Raw genomic sequence first — 16639 nt, forward strand, 5'->3', positions numbered from 1 at the left:
CCCAAAACATCAAGAAGATCGCTATGGCCCTCACCAAAGCCCACGAACAAGCCCCCGCGTGACACAGGCAAGCCCGCAAAAAACAAACCCATAAACGCGGACAATCGCCACAAAGCAAAAGCTTAAAAAACAAACCCGCCGGAAATCGACGGGTTTGTCAGCAGTCTGAGAAGCGCCAGCGGATCCTTCGCTGGCGCTTCTTTTCATTTGCCACTGCACCCGCGCCCCATAAGATAGGCACCGACCCATGCTCACTGACCGCTGCAACCTCATTCGGGAGCCCATATGCAGAACCAGACTGCCGACCAGCCACAGGATGCCATTGTCATCGCTGTGTCCCACTACCAGCCGAAAGATCTGGCTGTCTGGTTCAATTCGCTGAAGGCCACCTCCTTCACAGGCCGGGTCTTTGCCATCGCCTATGAGGTCAGCGAAGATCTGGTGCACTATCTCGAGGCACAAGGCGCAACCGTCTTCACCTTCGAGCATGACGCGGCGAAGGGAAAATACAGCTACTCCCAGCTCGCCGAGGAGCTGGAAGACCACATGGACGACGGAAAGTTGCGCGTCGACAGCCGCTGGACCTGGCTCCGCCGTATCCTGCGGTTCAAGGACAAGATCCATGACCGGCGTTTTTTCCATGCCAGCCAGCTGCTGGCACGGCACTGCGCCCAGACCGGTGAAAGTTATCGATTCCTCGCCTTTTCAGACGCCCGTGACGTCGCCTTCCAGGCCAACCCGTTCGACTGGCTGGAAACCGCCTTGCCGGCAGACAAGGACATTGCCGTGGCAGTTGAGGGCATCGACCATCGCGACGCCTGGAACCGCCGGATGATGATCAAGGCCTTCGGCAAGCACGCCCTCGCCCGGGTGGAGAACCAGCCTGTCATTTGCTGCGGATATTTCGCGGGACGCTTCCAGCCGATGCTCGAATTGATGCTGGCCAACTACTACGTCGACCAAAGCAAGCGCATCGGCGATCAGGTCGCCATGAACCAGCTGCTCAGCTTCGACGCCTGGCGGCGCAGAACCCTGATCACCGATTGGACAACTCCGTGGACCCTGCACGCCTGCACCACCTTGCTGCCAAGTGAGAGCGAGGGATTTTATGCAGACCCTGAGACCTTGCCCGAAGTGCACGACGGGGTGGTCATGACCCGCTCAGGACATCCCTTTGCAGTGGTACATCACACCGACCGGCACCCCGACTTGCAGGCGCATCTGAACGCAGCATTCGGCATGCAAAAAGCTGACGCTTAGACAGCCGGCAGGAGACCGTCCCGCCATTGCTCTCCGATGACCCGCCGGGCCATCATATGGGAACGTGGCGTGTTGACGCTGTCCACTGCAATCAGTTTGTTCTTGAACAGATAGGCAACATAGAACTTGTCGTCTCCGGGATCTCCGACGAGCTTGGTGTCATCATAGCCTTCAGAGAGCCCGGCAATCTGCAGCTTTGTGTGATACTGATCCGACCAGAACCACGGCAGCGGGTCATAGTCGACCTCCACTCCGATGAGCGACTGCGCCACAATCTTGGCCTGATCAATCGCGTTTTGAACACTCTCCATCCGGACCGAGCGCTCATAGCGGGTAGAAAAGAACCGGGTGCAATCGCCACAGGCGTAAATGTCTTCATCCGACGTCTGCCCGGCGCCATCGACAAGAATGCCATTGTCGACATCAAGCCCGGCAGCCTCGGCCAGATCATCGTTCGGCAGCGCGCCAATCGCCACCAGAACCAGATCGGCGGCAACAACCTCAGCATCGCTCACCCGCACGCCTGAGACCTTGCCCGCGTCACCTTCAATCGCCTGCACGCCCGTTTCCAGGCGCAGGGTCACGCCCTTCAGCGTATGCAGCTGGGTATAAAAGGCGGAGATGATCGGCGAAACGACACGCTTCAGCGGCCGATCGGCGGCTTCCAGAACAGTCACCTCAACGCCAAGGGTCTGGGCGACAGCAGCCACTTCCAGTCCAATGTAGCCAGCACCGACGATGACCAGCCGCTTGGCATCGGCCAGTTTTTGCCGGATCGACTGCACATCGCCGATCGACCGCAGGCTGAGCACACCCTCCAGATCCGCCCCAGGCAGGGGCAGAGGACGGGCACGCGTACCTGTCGCCAGCACAAGCTTCCCATAGTCCAGAGTATCGCCATTCTGCAGGGTCAGGCGCTTGGCACTGCGGTTGATGCCGCTGACCCGAACACCGGGGATCAGGTCGATAGACTGTGCTTCATAAAAGGCGGAGGGGCGCAGGAACAGGCCATCTTCAGCCATCTCGCCCAGAAGATACTTTTTCGACAGCGGCGGTCGCTGATAGGGCGGATAAGCCTCGTCCCCGATCATGCGGATCGGACCTTCGAACCCACCTTGGCGGAGGGATTGAGCAACTTGTGCCCCTGCCTGACCGGCCCCGACGATCACCACTGCCTTCTGCATCGCAACACCCATCTTCATGCAAATCATTTCGCGCCTTGCCTAGCATGGTCTGACCGCTTGAGGCCAGACAAGACAAAGACGCCGCGCTGATATAGCGCGGCGTCCTGAAACGCTTTTCAGTTGTAAATCAGGTGTTCGAAACGACAGCAATCAGGCTGCGCGCACACCTTCCAGGAAACTTGCGATTTCCGAGCGGATAAGCGCTGCCTGTTCTCTCAGGGAACCAGCCAGAAGCTCGACTTCTCCGCCGGTCTGGCGGGCATGCTGGGTGGCCTCACCAACCGCCGTCATTCGCTCAGCGCCCTCGCTCGACCGATTGGACGCATCATTGACATTGCGGGCAATGGATTGCACCGCGACATCCTGTTGCTCCACTGCGGAGGCAACGCTGAAGGCAAGCCCCTCCATTTCCTTGATGATCGCATTCACCTGCTCAATCGCCGCCATGGCCTGGCCCGAAGAACCCTGAATGGCCAGTACCTGATTGGCGATGTCACCCGTCGCCTTGGAAGTCTGATCAGCAAGCTGCTTCACTTCTGCCGCAACGATTGCGAAGCCTTTGCCTGCTTCGCCGGCACGGGCCGCCTCGATGGTGGCGTTCAGTGCAAGAAGGTTTGTCTGGTCGGCAATATCGCGGATGAGCTTCATCACTTCGCCGATGCGATCTGCTGCTTGCGACAGCTCATCCATCGTCCGTGTTGTTTCTCCCGCACTGGCCACGGCTTGCTGTGCCACATCTGTCGACTTGTTCGCCTGGCCGGCGATTTCGTTGATCGACGCCACCAGCTCTTCCGTGGCGGAGGCTGCGGAATTTACATTTTCCGAGGCCACCCGGACCGCATTGCTGGCGTGCTCGGCCTGCTCGGTCACATCGTCCGCAGCAGCTTCCACGGCCACCGACGTCTGGGTCAGTTCACCCGTAGCTCTGTCCAGGCTGGCGAGAGCCTCATTCACGGTCCCCTCAAAACTGGAAATCAAACCTTCCAGGCGGCTGACCCGGGCATCACGCTCCCGGTTATCAACTTCCGAAGCGCTTTCCAGCTTTCGGCGTTCGATCGCATTGTCCCGGAAGACCGAAACCGACTGCACCATGCTGGCAATTTCATTCCGGCCGCGCACCATTGGCAATGCCACATCGGTCTCGCCATTTGCCAGCTTCTGCATGGCGGCGTTTAGATTGGACAGAGGCGCGGAAATCGAACGCCCGATTACCGTCGCCAAGAGCGGAAGCCCGATCAGCATCGACAGGATGACTGTGCCCATCACCGTGAAGGAGAAGGTCTTGACCATCTGCAGCTCCTGTTCGGTCGCCGCCACCCGGGTGCGCGCCGCCTCGTTCAGGGCATGTAGATGCGGCGGCACCAGATCGAACAGATCCTCCAGCAATTCGACGGATTTGGCTTTCTCGACCAACTGCACCGTGTAGGCATCGAAAGCGGTGCGATAGCTCGCCATCTGCTTCTCGATATCCGCCTTGATCTGATTCGGCAGATAGGCCTTTTTGATCAGCTTGTCATAACCGGCAAAGGCAACTTCGAAATTTCCCAGTGCAAGATCGTTGCCCTCGAGGATAAATTCCTTCTCTGCCAGCTGCAAAAAAGCAACTGCACGTGCCAGCTTTTCAAAGTCCGGCCCGCCGCCGAAGTTCATCTCCTTGAGAATGATCTGCGACGCTCCACCAGCCGTCTCCGCCAGCTCTGCACGCAGGCCGGTTTCGGAATCAAACCCAATTTTTGCCTGAATTTCATTAAGCGTGGCAAAGGCACCCTCGACACCTTCCAGCGTATCCTGAACGTCCTCGATCTCGGCTTTCAGCCCCCCCGCCAACGGCTGCTGGCGAATGCTGTCCAACGCGCCCGTTGAGGCAGCCAGAGTTTCGGCAAACTGCTTTTCCACTTGCGGATCAGGCCGCGCGAGATATCCTTTTTCCAGAATATGCAGCTGATCGCCAATTTCCGCGACCGAGGCAACGGACTGCAAGAGCCGCACACCATGGCCCTGGCCTTCGACTGCGGCATCCACCTGCTTCTGGCTCCAGAAGAAGGCCCCGCCAATAACGACCAGCCCGATGGCTGTAATCAAACTAAGCGAGAGAATTCGGACCTTCACCGAAAAGCGCTCGATCGTGGAAAGAGCCGAAAAACCTTTAATTTTCATAACAACCGCGGTCCCCATTACCGAGCTAATCCGATCTAATACTCTTTCAAATAAGTTAAAAAAATATCGACAGTTAAAACGCAGGATATCAGTAAAATGCACTAATATTCATCGCGTTGAACAATTTTAAATCACAACAACCGCCCTCAAAATCAAAGTAAGATCTTGCCACGCTCTCTTCTTTCCGCCACCCCGCTGCTGTTTGTGCTTCTCTGGTCTACCGGCTTCATCGGCTCCAAGCTTGGTGCGCCCTACGCCCCTCCGATGATGTTCCTGACGCTGCGGTTTCTCATTGTCCTGCCATTGATCGCCATGATCGCGCTGGCAATGAAAGGCCGGTGGCCGAAATCAAAAGCCATGATCTTCCATTGCATCGTGATCGGCGCCCTGATCCATGGCGTCTACCTCGGCTGTGTCTTCTGGGCCATCGACAACGGCATGCCAGCCGGGATGAGCGCTGTCGTCGTCGGGCTTCAACCGGTCATCAGCGCTCTTTTCGCAGCTCTTTTGCTGCGTGAAAGCATCGGCATGCGGCATGTGTCCGGACTGCTGTTGGGATTGGTTGGGGTGTTTCTCGTTCTGGCGCCTGGCGCCGACTTCTCGCAACCTGGTGTTCAAGTGGCCACCATCGCCGCCGTAGCTCTTGCCGTCACAGCCATCAGCTTCGGGACCGTCTACCAGAAGAGATTTGTGCATGAGACCGATCTTCTTCCGGCAACCACCTGGCAATATGTCGGCGCGGTGCTGGTCACTCTGCCCCTCACCTTTCTGGAAACGCGCTCCGTTGAGTGGAGCGGTGAATTCATCTTCGCCCTGGGCTGGCTGGTGCTCGTTCTGTCAATCGGTGCAATTCTTCTGCTGATGTTCCTGATCCGCAAAGGCGCCGTTTCGGAGGTCGCATCGCTGTTTTATCTGGTGCCCGTGGCAACCAGCATCGAGAGTTATTTCCTGTTTGGCGAAACGCTTGTGCTGTCCCAGATTGGCGGCATGATTCTCGTCGCCCTGGCCGTTGTCCTCATCCGGCGAAAAGCCCGGGTCTAGACAGCCCGCGCAATCACCCTCTGGCGGATCAACGCGGCGTTCAGCTCCCCCCCCAGGATGAACGCCATTGAGCAGATATAGAGAAACACCAGCGCGGACATGATGCCGCCCAGTCCACCATAGGTGGAGACGTAATTGGCAAAGTTGGCCAGATAGGCTCCGAAGGCGCTGCCCGCCACCAGCCACATCGCCATGGTCGCAATGACACCCGGCAGGATTTCAAGAAACCGTCGACGCCCGGCAGGCAGCAGCAGATGAGTGAAGAAAAGCCCGATCTGCAGCAATCCGCCAGCCACCATATAGCGCGCCACATCAAGGGACTGCAGCGCTGTCTCAAGTGTCGGGAACCGGTTGGCGATGGCCGTGATCACCAGCGGCGCCAGCACCACCAGGACCGTATAGCCCAGCACCACGACCGCCCCCAGCACCACCAGGGCAAGCGACTGCAATCGCAGCACAATGATCGAGCGGCTTTCGCGCCGGCGATAGGCCCGGTTGAGCGCCGTGCGCATCGCTTCCAGTCCGTTGGATGCAAACCAGATGGCGGCAACCACACCAAAGGTCAGCAAGTCGGTTCGCGGAACGGTCAGAACCTGATGGATCTCGCGCACCACCGGCGCTGCAACATTATCCGGCCAGGCATCGAACAGAATATCCGACACCTCATCCGCCATGCCTTCCAGCCCGAGGAAACCGGCCAGAGCTGCGATGAAAATCAGCAACGGAAACAAGGCCAGCAATCCGGACAAGGCCACGTGGCTTGCCATGGCAAAGCCATCGTCGCGCGTAAAATGTCCGAGGGCATCGCGAAGCACCTGATAAGATGCACGAAATCTGGTCTGGCCTATCATGCCAGGATCAGACCCGGCCCGTCGGGAAAAATCAAGAGAGAAGCTTTCTGCAAAAATGCGCAAACGCACGACCTCGCGGTCCCCTTCCCCCGAAGCCCATCCGAAAGACCAACAACAAGCCACTCGACAAAACGACTGCTGCGACGCACCATGAGTGCCGTTTACGGAAACTGAGACCTTGAGGAGCGCGTCACGGTGTCCCTGGCAGAAACAACTGAAGATTTCACGCAACCCGAGCTTGGGTCAGCAACCACCTCGGCGCTGGAGTCCCTGGACGGATTACTCGATCTGGCAGCCAGCCGTGTCCGGCAGCAGGTGGCCCATGAGGGGCGCCTGTCCTCCGCTGCGATGGAAGAACATCAGCGCGCCACCCACGGGCTCGCCTGGCTCGCGACCTATGTGGAAGCCCTGCGCCAGATGGCGGACTATGCCACGCGCCTGAAAGTGGACGGCAAGGGCGGTGCCCTGGAAGACGGGCTGATCCGACTGGCATTTGCGGAATATCTCGCCCAGATCTTTGGCGGCATTCCGATGAACCAGGGCGAATTCGTCAGGCCGCATGATCTCGGCCTCACCGCTGAAGACGTCGCCCGCGCCCGCACACCAGTGATCGACAGCCTGATCACCGCCGGCTCGACTGCCAGATTGCGCCACAACCTGGCAGAGCTGATCCGCCACCAGGCTGGCCGCTCCACCATCGGCGACAGCGCCATCGACGACACGTATGAGCAAATCCGTGAGGAAATGCGCAAATTCGCAGAGGCCAAGGTCACCCCGCATGCCCATGAGTGGCACCTGAAGAACGACTATATCCCGATGGACGTGGTTGAGCAGATGGCAGAACTCGGCGTTTTCGGCCTGACCATCCCGGAAGAATTCGGCGGACTTGGGCTCGGCAAGGAATCCATGTGCGTTGTTTCCGAGGAGCTGTCGCGTGCTTACATCGGCGTCGGCTCTCTTGGCACCCGCTCGGAGATCGCTGCCGAACTGATCCTCTGCGGCGGCACCCAGGCGCAGAAGGAAAAGTGGTTGCCGATGATCGCCTCTGGCGAAATCCTGCCTACCGCCGTCTTCACCGAGCCCAACACCGGGTCTGATCTGGCTTCCTTGAAAACCCGCGCCATCCGCGATGGGGACACGTGGAAAGTCACCGGCAACAAGACCTGGATCACCCATCCAGTCCGTGCCGATGTGATGACACTGCTCGTCCGCACCAATCCGGAGGAACCCGGTTACCGGGGACTGTCCATGTTTCTGGCGGAAAAGCCGCGCGGTTCCGACGTGGAGCCCTTCCCGGCAGAGGGCATGAACGGCGGCGAAATCGAGGTTCTCGGCTATCGCGGCATGAAGGAATACGAAATCAGCTTTGACGGTTTCGAGGTCAAGGCGGAAAACCTGCTCGGCGGTGAAGAGGGTCAAGGCTTCAAGCAGCTTATGCAAACTTTCGAGGGCGCCCGCATCCAGACGGCAGCCCGCGCCCTTGGCGTTGCCCAGAATGCCCTCGACCTCGGCCTGCGTTACGCAGAAGAGCGCATCCAGTTCGGCAAACCCCTGATCCAGTTTCCAAGAGTGGCAGACAAGCTGGCCCTGATGGCAATGGAAATCATGGTCGCCCGGCAGCTGACCTATTTCTCCGCCCGAGAAAAGGATTCCGGCCAGCGCTGTGATCTGGAGGCAGGTATGGCAAAACTGCTCGGCGCCCGTGTGGCCTGGACCGCTGCCGACAACGCCCTGCAGATCCATGGTGGCAACGGCTTTGCCCTTGAATACCAGATCTCCCGGGTTCTCTGCGATGCCCGGATCCTCAACATCTTCGAAGGCGCCGGCGAGATCCAGGCCCAGGTCATTGCACGACGTGTTCTGGAAACCCGCGGCTTGCAGTAGCGCTCACACTGGCAAAGGGGAGGCAAACTTGAACTTTCAGGCCAACCTCCCCACATTTGCCCTATGACAAAAGACAAGACCAACCCGACAGACGACCTGTTTGAAGATCTGGAGTTCGACGAATCCCGCCTGGGATCTCGCGCCCAGCAGCTTCGCAATGTCCGTGACCGGTTGCTCAAGACAGCCCGCAGGGCGGCCCGCCAGATCCCGTTCATGGATGAGGTTCTGGCCAGCTACTATTGCACGCGCGATCCCCGGACACCGGCCAAGGTCAAACTGACCATGACGGCCGCGCTGGCATATTTTGTCCTGCCGTTGGACGCAGTACCCGACGTTTTGCTCCTGATCGGCTTTGGAGACGATACGGCCGTGCTTCTGGCAGCGCTGTCCATGGTGCGCAGTCATATTCGGCCCGAGCACCGGGAAGCCGCCAAGAGGGCGCTTGAGAGCGATAGGCTTGATGATAACGAAGCTGCGGCTGACACCAACTCCATGTCCGGGGCAGGCATGCCAGATCCGTTCAGCCACCCTGCATGAGTATCGCCGCATGATCACCGTTTCATCGGTATTCAGCGGCTTGCCGGATCATCCTTGACGGTCTTCCAGCAGCCCGACAGACGGCCTGCCAGCAGCCAGTAGACGAAGCCACCCAGAAACCCGGCCGCCAGAGCAATCGCCGTTCCAGGCCGAAGCGACAGATCTGCTCCGGATTGAACACCCTCGACGTCACCAATGCTCCACAGGGCAAAGGCCAGTAGGCCTCCAGCGCCGAGGTGGTAGACAAAGCTGCGGATCGCAGCCACTTCCGCAAGTGCGACCAATACCAGCGCCGGCACGAACACAGAGGCTCCGACAACGCTGGCTGACACCAATCCCGATCCGATGACCAGGGCAAATACCCCCGCATCCTGCGGCTCCTGCCCTCCGGTGAAGAACCCCCAGGCCAGAAAAAGGCCGCAACAGACAACGCCTGCGATGAAGCCAATTGCACAGCGCAGCAATTGAACAAGGAACTTTCCGCCATCGACCATTGATAAAATCCGGGAACTTTTTCGAGGCCACCACGTTTAGACGATGGCCATGAACAAGGGAAGCGCACCAACCTTGGTGAGCCATCCGCAGCAGAATAAAGCGGCAATATCCTGCTCACTGCGGATTTCAGTTGACTTTTCGCCGCTTTCGCTGGATTTTTCCGCTCTGTTCCTGCGATGAAGTCGATGCCCGCCTCGCGGCTAACCACGTGAGGGATTTGGCGCATCCCACAGAGCGAACAGCTAGAGGCCACCGGGCAAAATCAGCATGTCCCGCACCTCTTGACCCGAAACAACAGAGGAGATCGCGACCATTCGCCGTCCATTCCGCGCCCCGCCTACCACAAAGGAAGGCCCGCGCACTAACCAAGAAATTCGCGTCCGCGAAGTCCAGTTGATCGATCACGAAGGCTCCAACCGGGGTATTGTGCTCACCGAAGAAGCTATGGACATCGCTGTGGGAGCCGGACTGGATCTTGTAGAGATTCAGCCCAACGCCCAACCCCCTGTGTGCAAAATTCTGGATTACGGCCGGTACAAGTACCAGTCCCAGAAGAAGGCAGCAGAAACGCGGAAGAAACAGAAGACCGTCGAGATCAAAGAGATCAAGATGCGGCCGAACATCGACACCCATGATTATGAGGTGAAGATGCGCAACATGCTGCGGTTCTTCGGGGATGGAGACAAGGTCAAGGTGACGCTCCGCTTCCGCGGTCGTGAAATGGCGCACCAGGATCTTGGCATGAAGCTGCTGAACAAGGTGCGTTTGGAGACGGAAGAGATCGCAAAGGTCGAATCCAACCCCCGCCTTGAAGGCCGCCAGATGGTGATGGTTCTTTCGCCAATCAAATAAGCGCGTATTTTACATGCGCCTGACCGTTATAAAAAACCCCGCCAATGGCGGGGTTTTTTGGTTTTCGCACAAGATCGCCTCCGCATGACACGGAGAAGAGCGGAGCCTAGAGCCCCACCCAGCCGTTGGTTTTCTCGGATTCAAACATCGCATCGAGGATCGCCATGTTCTGCACCGCATCAGCCGAACCATAGGGCAGATCGATCTCACCGCGAATGGCCTGACCGAAGACATCCACCAGCTCCGCATATTGATCGGAAGGCGCGACGGTCTCGGAACGCGCATTGACTTCGACAAAGCCGTTGCCGTCATCGATCCGCAACGTCGTCGCCTCGGCCTGCGGTGCGTTGTAAGGGATCAGAATCTCCAGACGCTTCTTGGTGCCGCACAGATGCAGCCGCTGATATGGCGTCAGCTGGGTCGACACCGTGAAGTCCAGGCGGCGCCCGCCACCAAAGTCGAGGAGCGCACTGGACAGCGTGTCGGTCTTGAACGTCGGGTCCCGATCGATCATCGATACCAGCCGCTGCGGCTCCGCCTCGAAGAAATAGCGTCCCGCCACCATCGGATAGCAGCCGATGTCCAGCAAGGCTCCGCCGCCGATTTCCGGGTTGTTGCGGATGTTGGCCGGATCCGCGTTGAAGTAGGAAAAGAACGACTGGATCGCGCGCAGCTCGCCAAGCTCGCCGGATCGCACGATCTCCCGAGCCTTGATCCACTGCGGGTGTGCGCGGACCATGAAGCCCTCGGCGACCAGCTTGTCCTTTGGCAGCTTCAAAAGCAGGCGGGCTTCCTCTGCATTCAGCGCAATCGGCTTCTCACACAGCACATGCTTGCCTGCTTCCACGGCCTGGATCGTCAGAGGGACATGCAGGTGGTTTGGCAACGGATTGTAAATGGCATCGATGTCCGGATCAGCCAGCAGCGCCTCGTAGGAGCCATAGGCTTTCTCGATCCCCAGCGCGTCGGCCGCCGCCCGCGCGTTGTCCTCAGACCGCGAGGCGATGGCCATGGCCTTGCCGGTGGTGGAGCGGCCAATACCGGGAATGACCTTCTCCATGCCGATCTTTGCAGTAGACAGTATGCCCCAGCGAATGGATTGTCTGTGGTCCGCCATGACGTAACCTCCCCCATGTGCTTTTGGTTGATCAGAGCCTTGAGCAACGTAACTCAAATTCTCCGCAGTCATGACAATGATCCCCGCCTTTGGCAAGGCGCCCACAGGGGCAAACCGTCCACTGTTGAGCCGGAAGGGCCACCGGGAAATCGACCGGTTCGCTAAAACCGTTCTGGCACGTAAAGCTCGTCCGGCAGCACCTTGCGCTCGTAATCGGGATTGAAGACGCGTTCCGGAAGATGGATCGTTTCATGCGGAACTTCGGCGTATGGCAGTTTCGACAGGAGATGGCTGATGCAGTTCAACCGCGCCCGCTTCTTGTCATTGCCTTCCACGATGAACCACGGCGCTTCCGGAATATTGGTACGCTCGAAGGTCTCTTCCTTGGCCTTGGTATAGTCTTCCCAGCGCTTGCGCGATTCCAGGTCCATCGGGCTCAGCTTCCACTGCTTCAGGGGATCGTGGATCCGCATCAAGAAGCGCAGCTGCTGTTCCTGATCGGTGATCGAGAACCAGTATTTGATCAAGGTGATGCCGGAGCGCACCAGCATGCGCTCGAACTCGGGCACATCGTTGAAGAACTCCTCAACCTGATCTTCGCTGGCAAACCCCATCACCCGCTCAACACCCGAGCGGTTATACCAGGAGCGGTCGAAGAGAACCATTTCGCCGGCGGCCGGCAGATGCGGCACATACCGCTGGAAGTACCATTGGCTCTTCTCGCGCTCCGACGGTGCAGGCAGCGCCACCACACGGGCAACCCGTGGATTGAGCCGCTGGGTAATGCGCTTGATGACACCGCCCTTGCCGGCCGCATCACGCCCTTCAAAGATGACGACCACCTTCTTGCCTTCGGCTTGCACCCAATCCTGCAGCTTTACCAGTTCGGCCTGCATCCGCAGCAGCTCATGGAAATAGACCTTGCGATCCAGTTCCGCGCCTTGCGCGTGCTCGTGCCGAGAGATGAAGGCCAGCTCCTTCGAGATCAACAGATCGTCGATCTCCATTTCCAGCTCTTCGTCCAGGCTATCAAGCCATTCGGCCTCCACCCAGGTCCGGGCGCTGTCATCGGTCATGAAGGGGTCCTCGTAGTCAAGAAACGGGTCAGGCTCCGCCCGGCGCAGGGCGGACGCAAAGCAGTTCTACCCAGTGTGAAGCGAGGGTGTGTTACGGTTTTTTGACAAAACCGGAGAATCTGCAAGCAGAGGCGAAAGAAGCGCCGCTTTGGCTGTCCGCAACGCCCAAAAGCTCATCCGGATGCCAATTTGCGCTGCCGATAGCGGCGGATGGTTTCGGCGATTCGCTCCGCGTCCAGCTTCTCCACACTCTTTTGCGCATCGACCGACAGCGTCTTGCCGTAGATCTTCTCCTTCAGGCGTCGCGTCCGTTTCTTTTGTCGCTCCGCAAATCCGCGTGGCAAGGCGACGCCCTCCTTGTCGAGACCGACAAGCACCCGGTTGAGGTCCGGAATGACCTCGCAGGAGATGGAGAACTCATCGCCATTGGCTGCCTTGAAGATCAGTGTCTTTGTTTCCTTCGCCGCACTGAGCAGGGCGACCCTGCGTCGACTGTCGCCGCCCCTCAGCCCCATCATCCAGGCACCGCCCCCGGTGGCCTTCAGGTGCTTCAGATCGACTTCCAGCAGCTCGCTGAAGCGCACCCGGGCGGTCAGGCCCATTTGGGTGATCTCAAAGCCGTTGTTGAAGAAGCGAACCCAGGAGGTTTCCTGGCGGGCCACCACCAGAAACACCGGAACGCACATGCTGGCCGGCAGCAGCAACAGCAGGAAGAACACCCCGCTGCCCTGTCCGCCGGTGGCAGCCCCGGTAAAGGCTGCGGAAAACAACGGCACGCCGATCAGGAAGCCGATGCAGTCGCTGATCCAGATATTGGGCACCGCATCCGGGCGCACGGCTCCCGGCGAGGGACGCGGGCGCGGAATAGCGAAATAGATTGCAACCGCAGCGGCAAAGCACAACCCACTGCTCAGTGGCGTGAGAAACGTCAAACCGCCCCAGAGCCCGAGGATGCCGAGCCCAAGGGCCAGCAATCGTCGTAGGAGTTCCAGTTTAGCCGCGCGCCCCATGCCGCCTCCCGAAGCCTTGCCTCAAACGCCGTAAACAATCGTGATTCGCCCATGAGAATCCGAAACGTCATGGCGGTCAAGTTGGCGGTTTGGGCAGAGGCTCAGGAATGGCCGCAGTCACGGTTTATTCCGTACTGGGTGCCGAAAGGTCATGGCAAAACTGTTCGCTATCTATCGGCAGAAGCATTCCCAGAGAACCAGACCCAGGACGAAGCGGGTTGAATTATCAGTTTGGGCACATTCGCGCGAAACGATAGCCACTAGCATATGCCAAATAAATTCTATTAAGAGTTGTATTTTTCCAGTGATAAGGTGGAGTTTAGTGTCTAGAGCAGTTGAGACGGATACGAAATTTAATATTACGGCTTGGGCTAAACATTTTCGTCGGAAATGAATTTTACAAACTAGGAGTTTTCACATGTTTCTTCAACTAGAAGTAAAGCCAGGAAAAGACGTAGAACAATCCCGGAGAAAAATATTTGAAGAACTTGTTAAGAACGATTCACAGGTCAACAACAAAACTCTATCGAATTTTGTAAAGGAAGCGCATTTTCTAGCCTTTCTTTTCATCGAAGGGATACTAGTCGGTACGAACGCGATCAAGAACAACAAACCCTATCAGCGGACACTTGAAGAAAAATCTGCTGTTAAGCTCCCGGACACTGACTTTTTTGGTGAGGTCGGCTACTTGCACGTTGAGAAGGACCATAGGAGCGCGGGGCTGGGCGATCTCCTCATCCTTGGAACACTCGCGGCAGTTAGGAATGAAGGGCTCTTCGCTACTATCCAGACGAAGAACCTTTCATCTCGCCGATTATTTGAACGGCACGGTTTTATGCAAGTTGGGAAGTCATGGGCATCAAAACAAAAGGATGATCGGGTCAATCTCTATGTGCGACCGGGCCTCAAAAAATCAAATTGATTCAACTAAGTAGTTTAGAGAACTGGTGCCGCTTACGTGACTCGAACACGTGACCCCATCATTACGAATGATGTGCTCTACCAACTGAGCTAAAGCGGCTCTGCATCCGGATAAAATCAGACGGGTGCACATCGGTCGAAACCGAATGCGCCGCTAAATACCGGAGCAGGACGCCAGATGCAAGAGGCATCTGACGTCTGTTGATGACTGTCTAGACAGCGAGAAGCTGCCTAGTTGAAAAACCGCGAGCGTGGGGGGCGGGCAAAGCCATCTTCTTCAGGGTCATCATCCAGACCCGGATCGTCGGGCATCCGTTCCAGCGGGAATTCGATCCTCTGGTTCAGGCCATCCTTGCCCTTGCTACTGGTCGATGTCGAAGACTCTTTTGACGTCTCACCCGCCACAGCAGCAGTCCCCGCGGTTGGATTCTTGTCCGCAGCAGTCGGTACCGGTTCGCTGCCATGGGAAGCATCATCCGCTGCCTTGGCAGGAGAGGCCGAAGCACTGGCCGGAGTTTGGGCTGCAGCTTGGGCCGCAGGAGCGGCTTTCGGGTCGACCAGCAGATCATGCGGGCGCTTCATTTCGCGCACATCATCCGTCGTGCCTTCCACACCGGTGGGCTTCGAGGCAACAGGCGTCGGCTCTATCGCCACAGCGGCCTCAGACGGCTTAGTGCCTGCCGGCATCGCCGGCGCTTTTGCGCCCTCGGCTGTCGGCTGTGTCGAGACAGGTGCCGCTTCCACGTCCACAACGGGCGTCGCTTCCACGACCGGAGCATCATCATCAGAAACCACGACGGCTGCTGCTGCCGTTCCCACAGCCTCATTCGGCGTCAGAACCGGCAGTCCGGGTTGATCGAAGGCCGCATCTTCAAGCAACTCGCTTTCATCGCTCATTCCGGCGGGTGTCGCCCATTCGAACGCATCCAGTTTCCCGGTCACCGGAGACACCGGCTGCCATTCGCGTGACACGATCCCATCGGCAATCCATGCCTTGTCCTGCGGAGCCCGGACGGCGCGTGCCAGCCATTCGCGCATGCGGCCACGATCGCCATGTTCGGCTTCTTCCAGTTCCGCCATCATCACGAAGGCAGAGCGCGAGGTTTCCGAGCGCAGTACCTTCTTCAGAGCTTCGCGGGCCTCGTCGAATTCTCGGGCTTCAATCGCAGCACGGGCGACAGCCAGTTCGCCAACCGAAGAATTGGCCTTCTGCCCGGCGAGCGACTTGACCCGCTTCAGACGATCAACGGCGCTGTCGCCGCTGCGCACATGGGCATAGGCTTCCGCAAGATCCGGATGTGGCGAGACACGCCACGTGCTCTCGATAAGCTTCGAGGCCTTGCGGATTTCGGCTTTCCGGGTGGCAAGGCGCGCGGCCAGAACCGTCGCCGGGACCAGATCCAGCGCCAGCCCATGCGCCTCACGCGCCAGCGAATAAGCCCGATCCGGCTCACCCTGCTCAAGATCCTGCGCCAGGGCCGTCAGAATGACGGCCCGTTGACGGCGATAGGTTTTCTTGTCGAGAAGCTTCGATGTGTAGTTACGCTCCAGCGTTGCCAGAGCCTTTTCCCAGTCGTGAGACACGGCCTGATAGCCAAGAACCGCCTTACCGGCCCATTCGAGCCCTGGTGTCGCCTGAGATGCCTCTTCGGCATAGTGACGTGCGGCGACAGGTTCACCTTCCCGCTCTGCCTCGATAAAGAGACCATGCAGGCCCACCGACTTTGTTTCGTCGTCCTCAAGCATCGCTTCGTAGCGATCACGTGCTTCTTCATGCTTTCCAGCCAACTGCGCCGTCTGAGCCAGCAGCAACTTCGTCGCAGGCTCATGCCGCAACAGCTTGTCAGCATCAACACCATACTTGCGCGCCAGCTTGGGATTGCCGGCCCCGAGAGCCAGCAGACCCTGCGACAGCGACCGATAGCCCTTTTCCCGACGGCGACGGCGGAAGAAGCGGCTGGCCAGCTTGGGCGAGCGCAGAATCGACATCACCAGCCACAGCGCCAGCAAGATCGCCAGCAACCCAAGGCCCGCCATCAGCACGACCACGACCGGTGGCTGTTCCCAGACGTATCCCTGCCAGGTAATGGAGATCACCCCCGGCAAATCCGACAACCAGGCAACCCCGAGGGTTACCAGAAAGAGAAAGGCGAAAAAGATCAAGACACGGATCATTCCGCAGGCTCCCAAATCACCGGCTCAGCCGGTCCTCATGAAAATCGCTCGACGCCATCCCCACCCATCGTGATGTGGA

At 58.5% G+C, this 16639-nt stretch carries 15 protein-coding genes and 1 tRNA gene; 7 read left to right on the top strand and 9 right to left on the bottom strand.

Annotated elements, in window-relative coordinates; all coding sequences use genetic code 11:
• Positions 1–285: 285 nt before the first annotated feature.
• Positions 286–1260 carry a hypothetical protein gene (locus J0X15_RS15115; RefSeq protein ID WP_206942464.1) on the top strand — a complete coding sequence of 325 codons (975 nt, stop codon included), beginning with the start codon at positions 286–288 and terminating at the stop codon, positions 1258–1260.
• On the opposite strand, the gene J0X15_RS15120 is transcribed toward J0X15_RS15115, so the two are convergent.
• Together J0X15_RS15120 and J0X15_RS15125 are read right to left on the bottom strand one after the other, a co-directional pair.
• Positions 1257–2444 (bottom strand): NAD(P)/FAD-dependent oxidoreductase, encoded by a 1188-nt coding sequence (locus J0X15_RS15120; RefSeq protein WP_206942991.1) that lies wholly within the window; start codon positions 2442–2444, stop codon positions 1257–1259. The two genes, J0X15_RS15115 and J0X15_RS15120, sit on opposite strands and share 4 nt — an antisense overlap.
• Positions 2445–2594: 150 nt before the next feature.
• Complete coding sequence (locus J0X15_RS15125) at positions 2595–4601, bottom strand: methyl-accepting chemotaxis protein (RefSeq protein ID WP_206942467.1); 2007 nt, start codon at positions 4599–4601, stop codon at positions 2595–2597.
• Between the two features lie 165 nt (positions 4602–4766).
• Here J0X15_RS15125 and J0X15_RS15130 point away from each other — a divergent pair, with 165 nt between their 5' ends.
• A complete protein-coding gene (locus J0X15_RS15130) occupies positions 4767–5642 on the top strand; it encodes a DMT family transporter (RefSeq protein ID WP_231710445.1) in 876 nt (291 codons plus the stop codon).
• Here J0X15_RS15130 and J0X15_RS15135 read toward each other — a convergent pair.
• Complete coding sequence (locus tag J0X15_RS15135) at positions 5639–6493, bottom strand: YihY/virulence factor BrkB family protein (protein WP_206942993.1); 855 nt, start codon at positions 6491–6493, stop codon at positions 5639–5641. The genes J0X15_RS15130 and J0X15_RS15135 overlap by 4 nt on opposite strands.
• Before the next feature lie 195 nt (positions 6494–6688).
• On the opposite strand from J0X15_RS15135, the gene J0X15_RS15140 reads away from it, so the two are divergent.
• Together J0X15_RS15140 and J0X15_RS15145 are read left to right on the top strand one after the other, a co-directional pair.
• Positions 6689–8377 carry an acyl-CoA dehydrogenase family protein gene (locus J0X15_RS15140; protein WP_206942469.1) on the top strand — a complete coding sequence of 563 codons (1689 nt, stop codon included), beginning with the start codon at positions 6689–6691 and terminating at the stop codon, positions 8375–8377.
• A 63-nt stretch (positions 8378–8440) separates the two neighbouring features.
• Complete coding sequence (locus J0X15_RS15145) at positions 8441–8914, top strand: YkvA family protein (protein WP_206942470.1); 474 nt, start codon at positions 8441–8443, stop codon at positions 8912–8914.
• Between the two features lie 32 nt (positions 8915–8946).
• Here J0X15_RS15145 and J0X15_RS15150 read toward each other — a convergent pair whose 3' ends face one another.
• Positions 8947–9408 carry a translation initiation factor IF-3 gene (locus J0X15_RS15150; protein ID WP_206942471.1) on the bottom strand — a complete coding sequence of 154 codons (462 nt, stop codon included), beginning with the start codon at positions 9406–9408 and terminating at the stop codon, positions 8947–8949.
• A 313-nt stretch (positions 9409–9721) separates the two neighbouring features.
• Between J0X15_RS15150 and infC the strand changes: the two genes are divergently transcribed.
• The gene (gene infC, locus J0X15_RS15155) at positions 9722–10261 is read left to right on the top strand and encodes a translation initiation factor IF-3 (protein WP_206942997.1); all 540 of its coding nucleotides are present in this window, start codon (positions 9722–9724) and stop codon (positions 10259–10261) included.
• 106 nt (positions 10262–10367) lie between these two features.
• On the opposite strand, the gene J0X15_RS15160 is transcribed toward infC, so the two are convergent.
• From J0X15_RS15160 to J0X15_RS15170, 3 genes are all read right to left on the bottom strand, one after another.
• The gene (locus J0X15_RS15160) at positions 10368–11378 is read right to left on the bottom strand and encodes a Gfo/Idh/MocA family protein (RefSeq protein ID WP_206942472.1); all 1011 of its coding nucleotides are present in this window, start codon (positions 11376–11378) and stop codon (positions 10368–10370) included.
• 161 nt (positions 11379–11539) lie between these two features.
• The gene (ppk2, locus tag J0X15_RS15165; protein ID WP_206942473.1) at positions 11540–12454 is read right to left on the bottom strand and encodes a polyphosphate kinase 2; all 915 of its coding nucleotides are present in this window, start codon (positions 12452–12454) and stop codon (positions 11540–11542) included.
• Between the two features lie 173 nt (positions 12455–12627).
• Positions 12628–13464 (bottom strand): hypothetical protein, encoded by an 837-nt coding sequence (locus tag J0X15_RS15170; protein ID WP_206942474.1) that lies wholly within the window; start codon positions 13462–13464, stop codon positions 12628–12630.
• A gap of 51 nt (positions 13465–13515) precedes the next feature.
• Here J0X15_RS15170 and J0X15_RS15175 point away from each other — a divergent pair, with 51 nt between their 5' ends.
• Both J0X15_RS15175 and J0X15_RS15180 read left to right on the top strand, forming a co-directional pair.
• A complete protein-coding gene (locus J0X15_RS15175; protein ID WP_206942475.1) occupies positions 13516–13686 on the top strand; it encodes a hypothetical protein in 171 nt (56 codons plus the stop codon).
• A gap of 196 nt (positions 13687–13882) precedes the next feature.
• Positions 13883–14386 carry a GNAT family N-acetyltransferase gene (locus tag J0X15_RS15180; protein ID WP_206942476.1) on the top strand — a complete coding sequence of 168 codons (504 nt, stop codon included), beginning with the start codon at positions 13883–13885 and terminating at the stop codon, positions 14384–14386.
• A gap of 23 nt (positions 14387–14409) precedes the next feature.
• Here J0X15_RS15180 and J0X15_RS15185 read toward each other — a convergent pair.
• Both J0X15_RS15185 and J0X15_RS15190 read right to left on the bottom strand, forming a co-directional pair.
• Positions 14410–14485 (bottom strand) — tRNA-Thr (locus J0X15_RS15185).
• 131 nt (positions 14486–14616) lie between these two features.
• Positions 14617–16560, bottom strand: coding sequence for a heme biosynthesis protein HemY (locus tag J0X15_RS15190; protein ID WP_206942477.1), 1944 nt, complete (start codon positions 16558–16560; stop codon positions 14617–14619).
• Positions 16561–16639: the final 79 nt, after the last annotated feature.

The sequence above is a fragment of the Roseibium limicola genome (genome assembly GCF_017313085.1).
Classification (GTDB): Bacteria; Pseudomonadota; Alphaproteobacteria; order Rhizobiales; family Stappiaceae; genus Roseibium; species Roseibium limicola.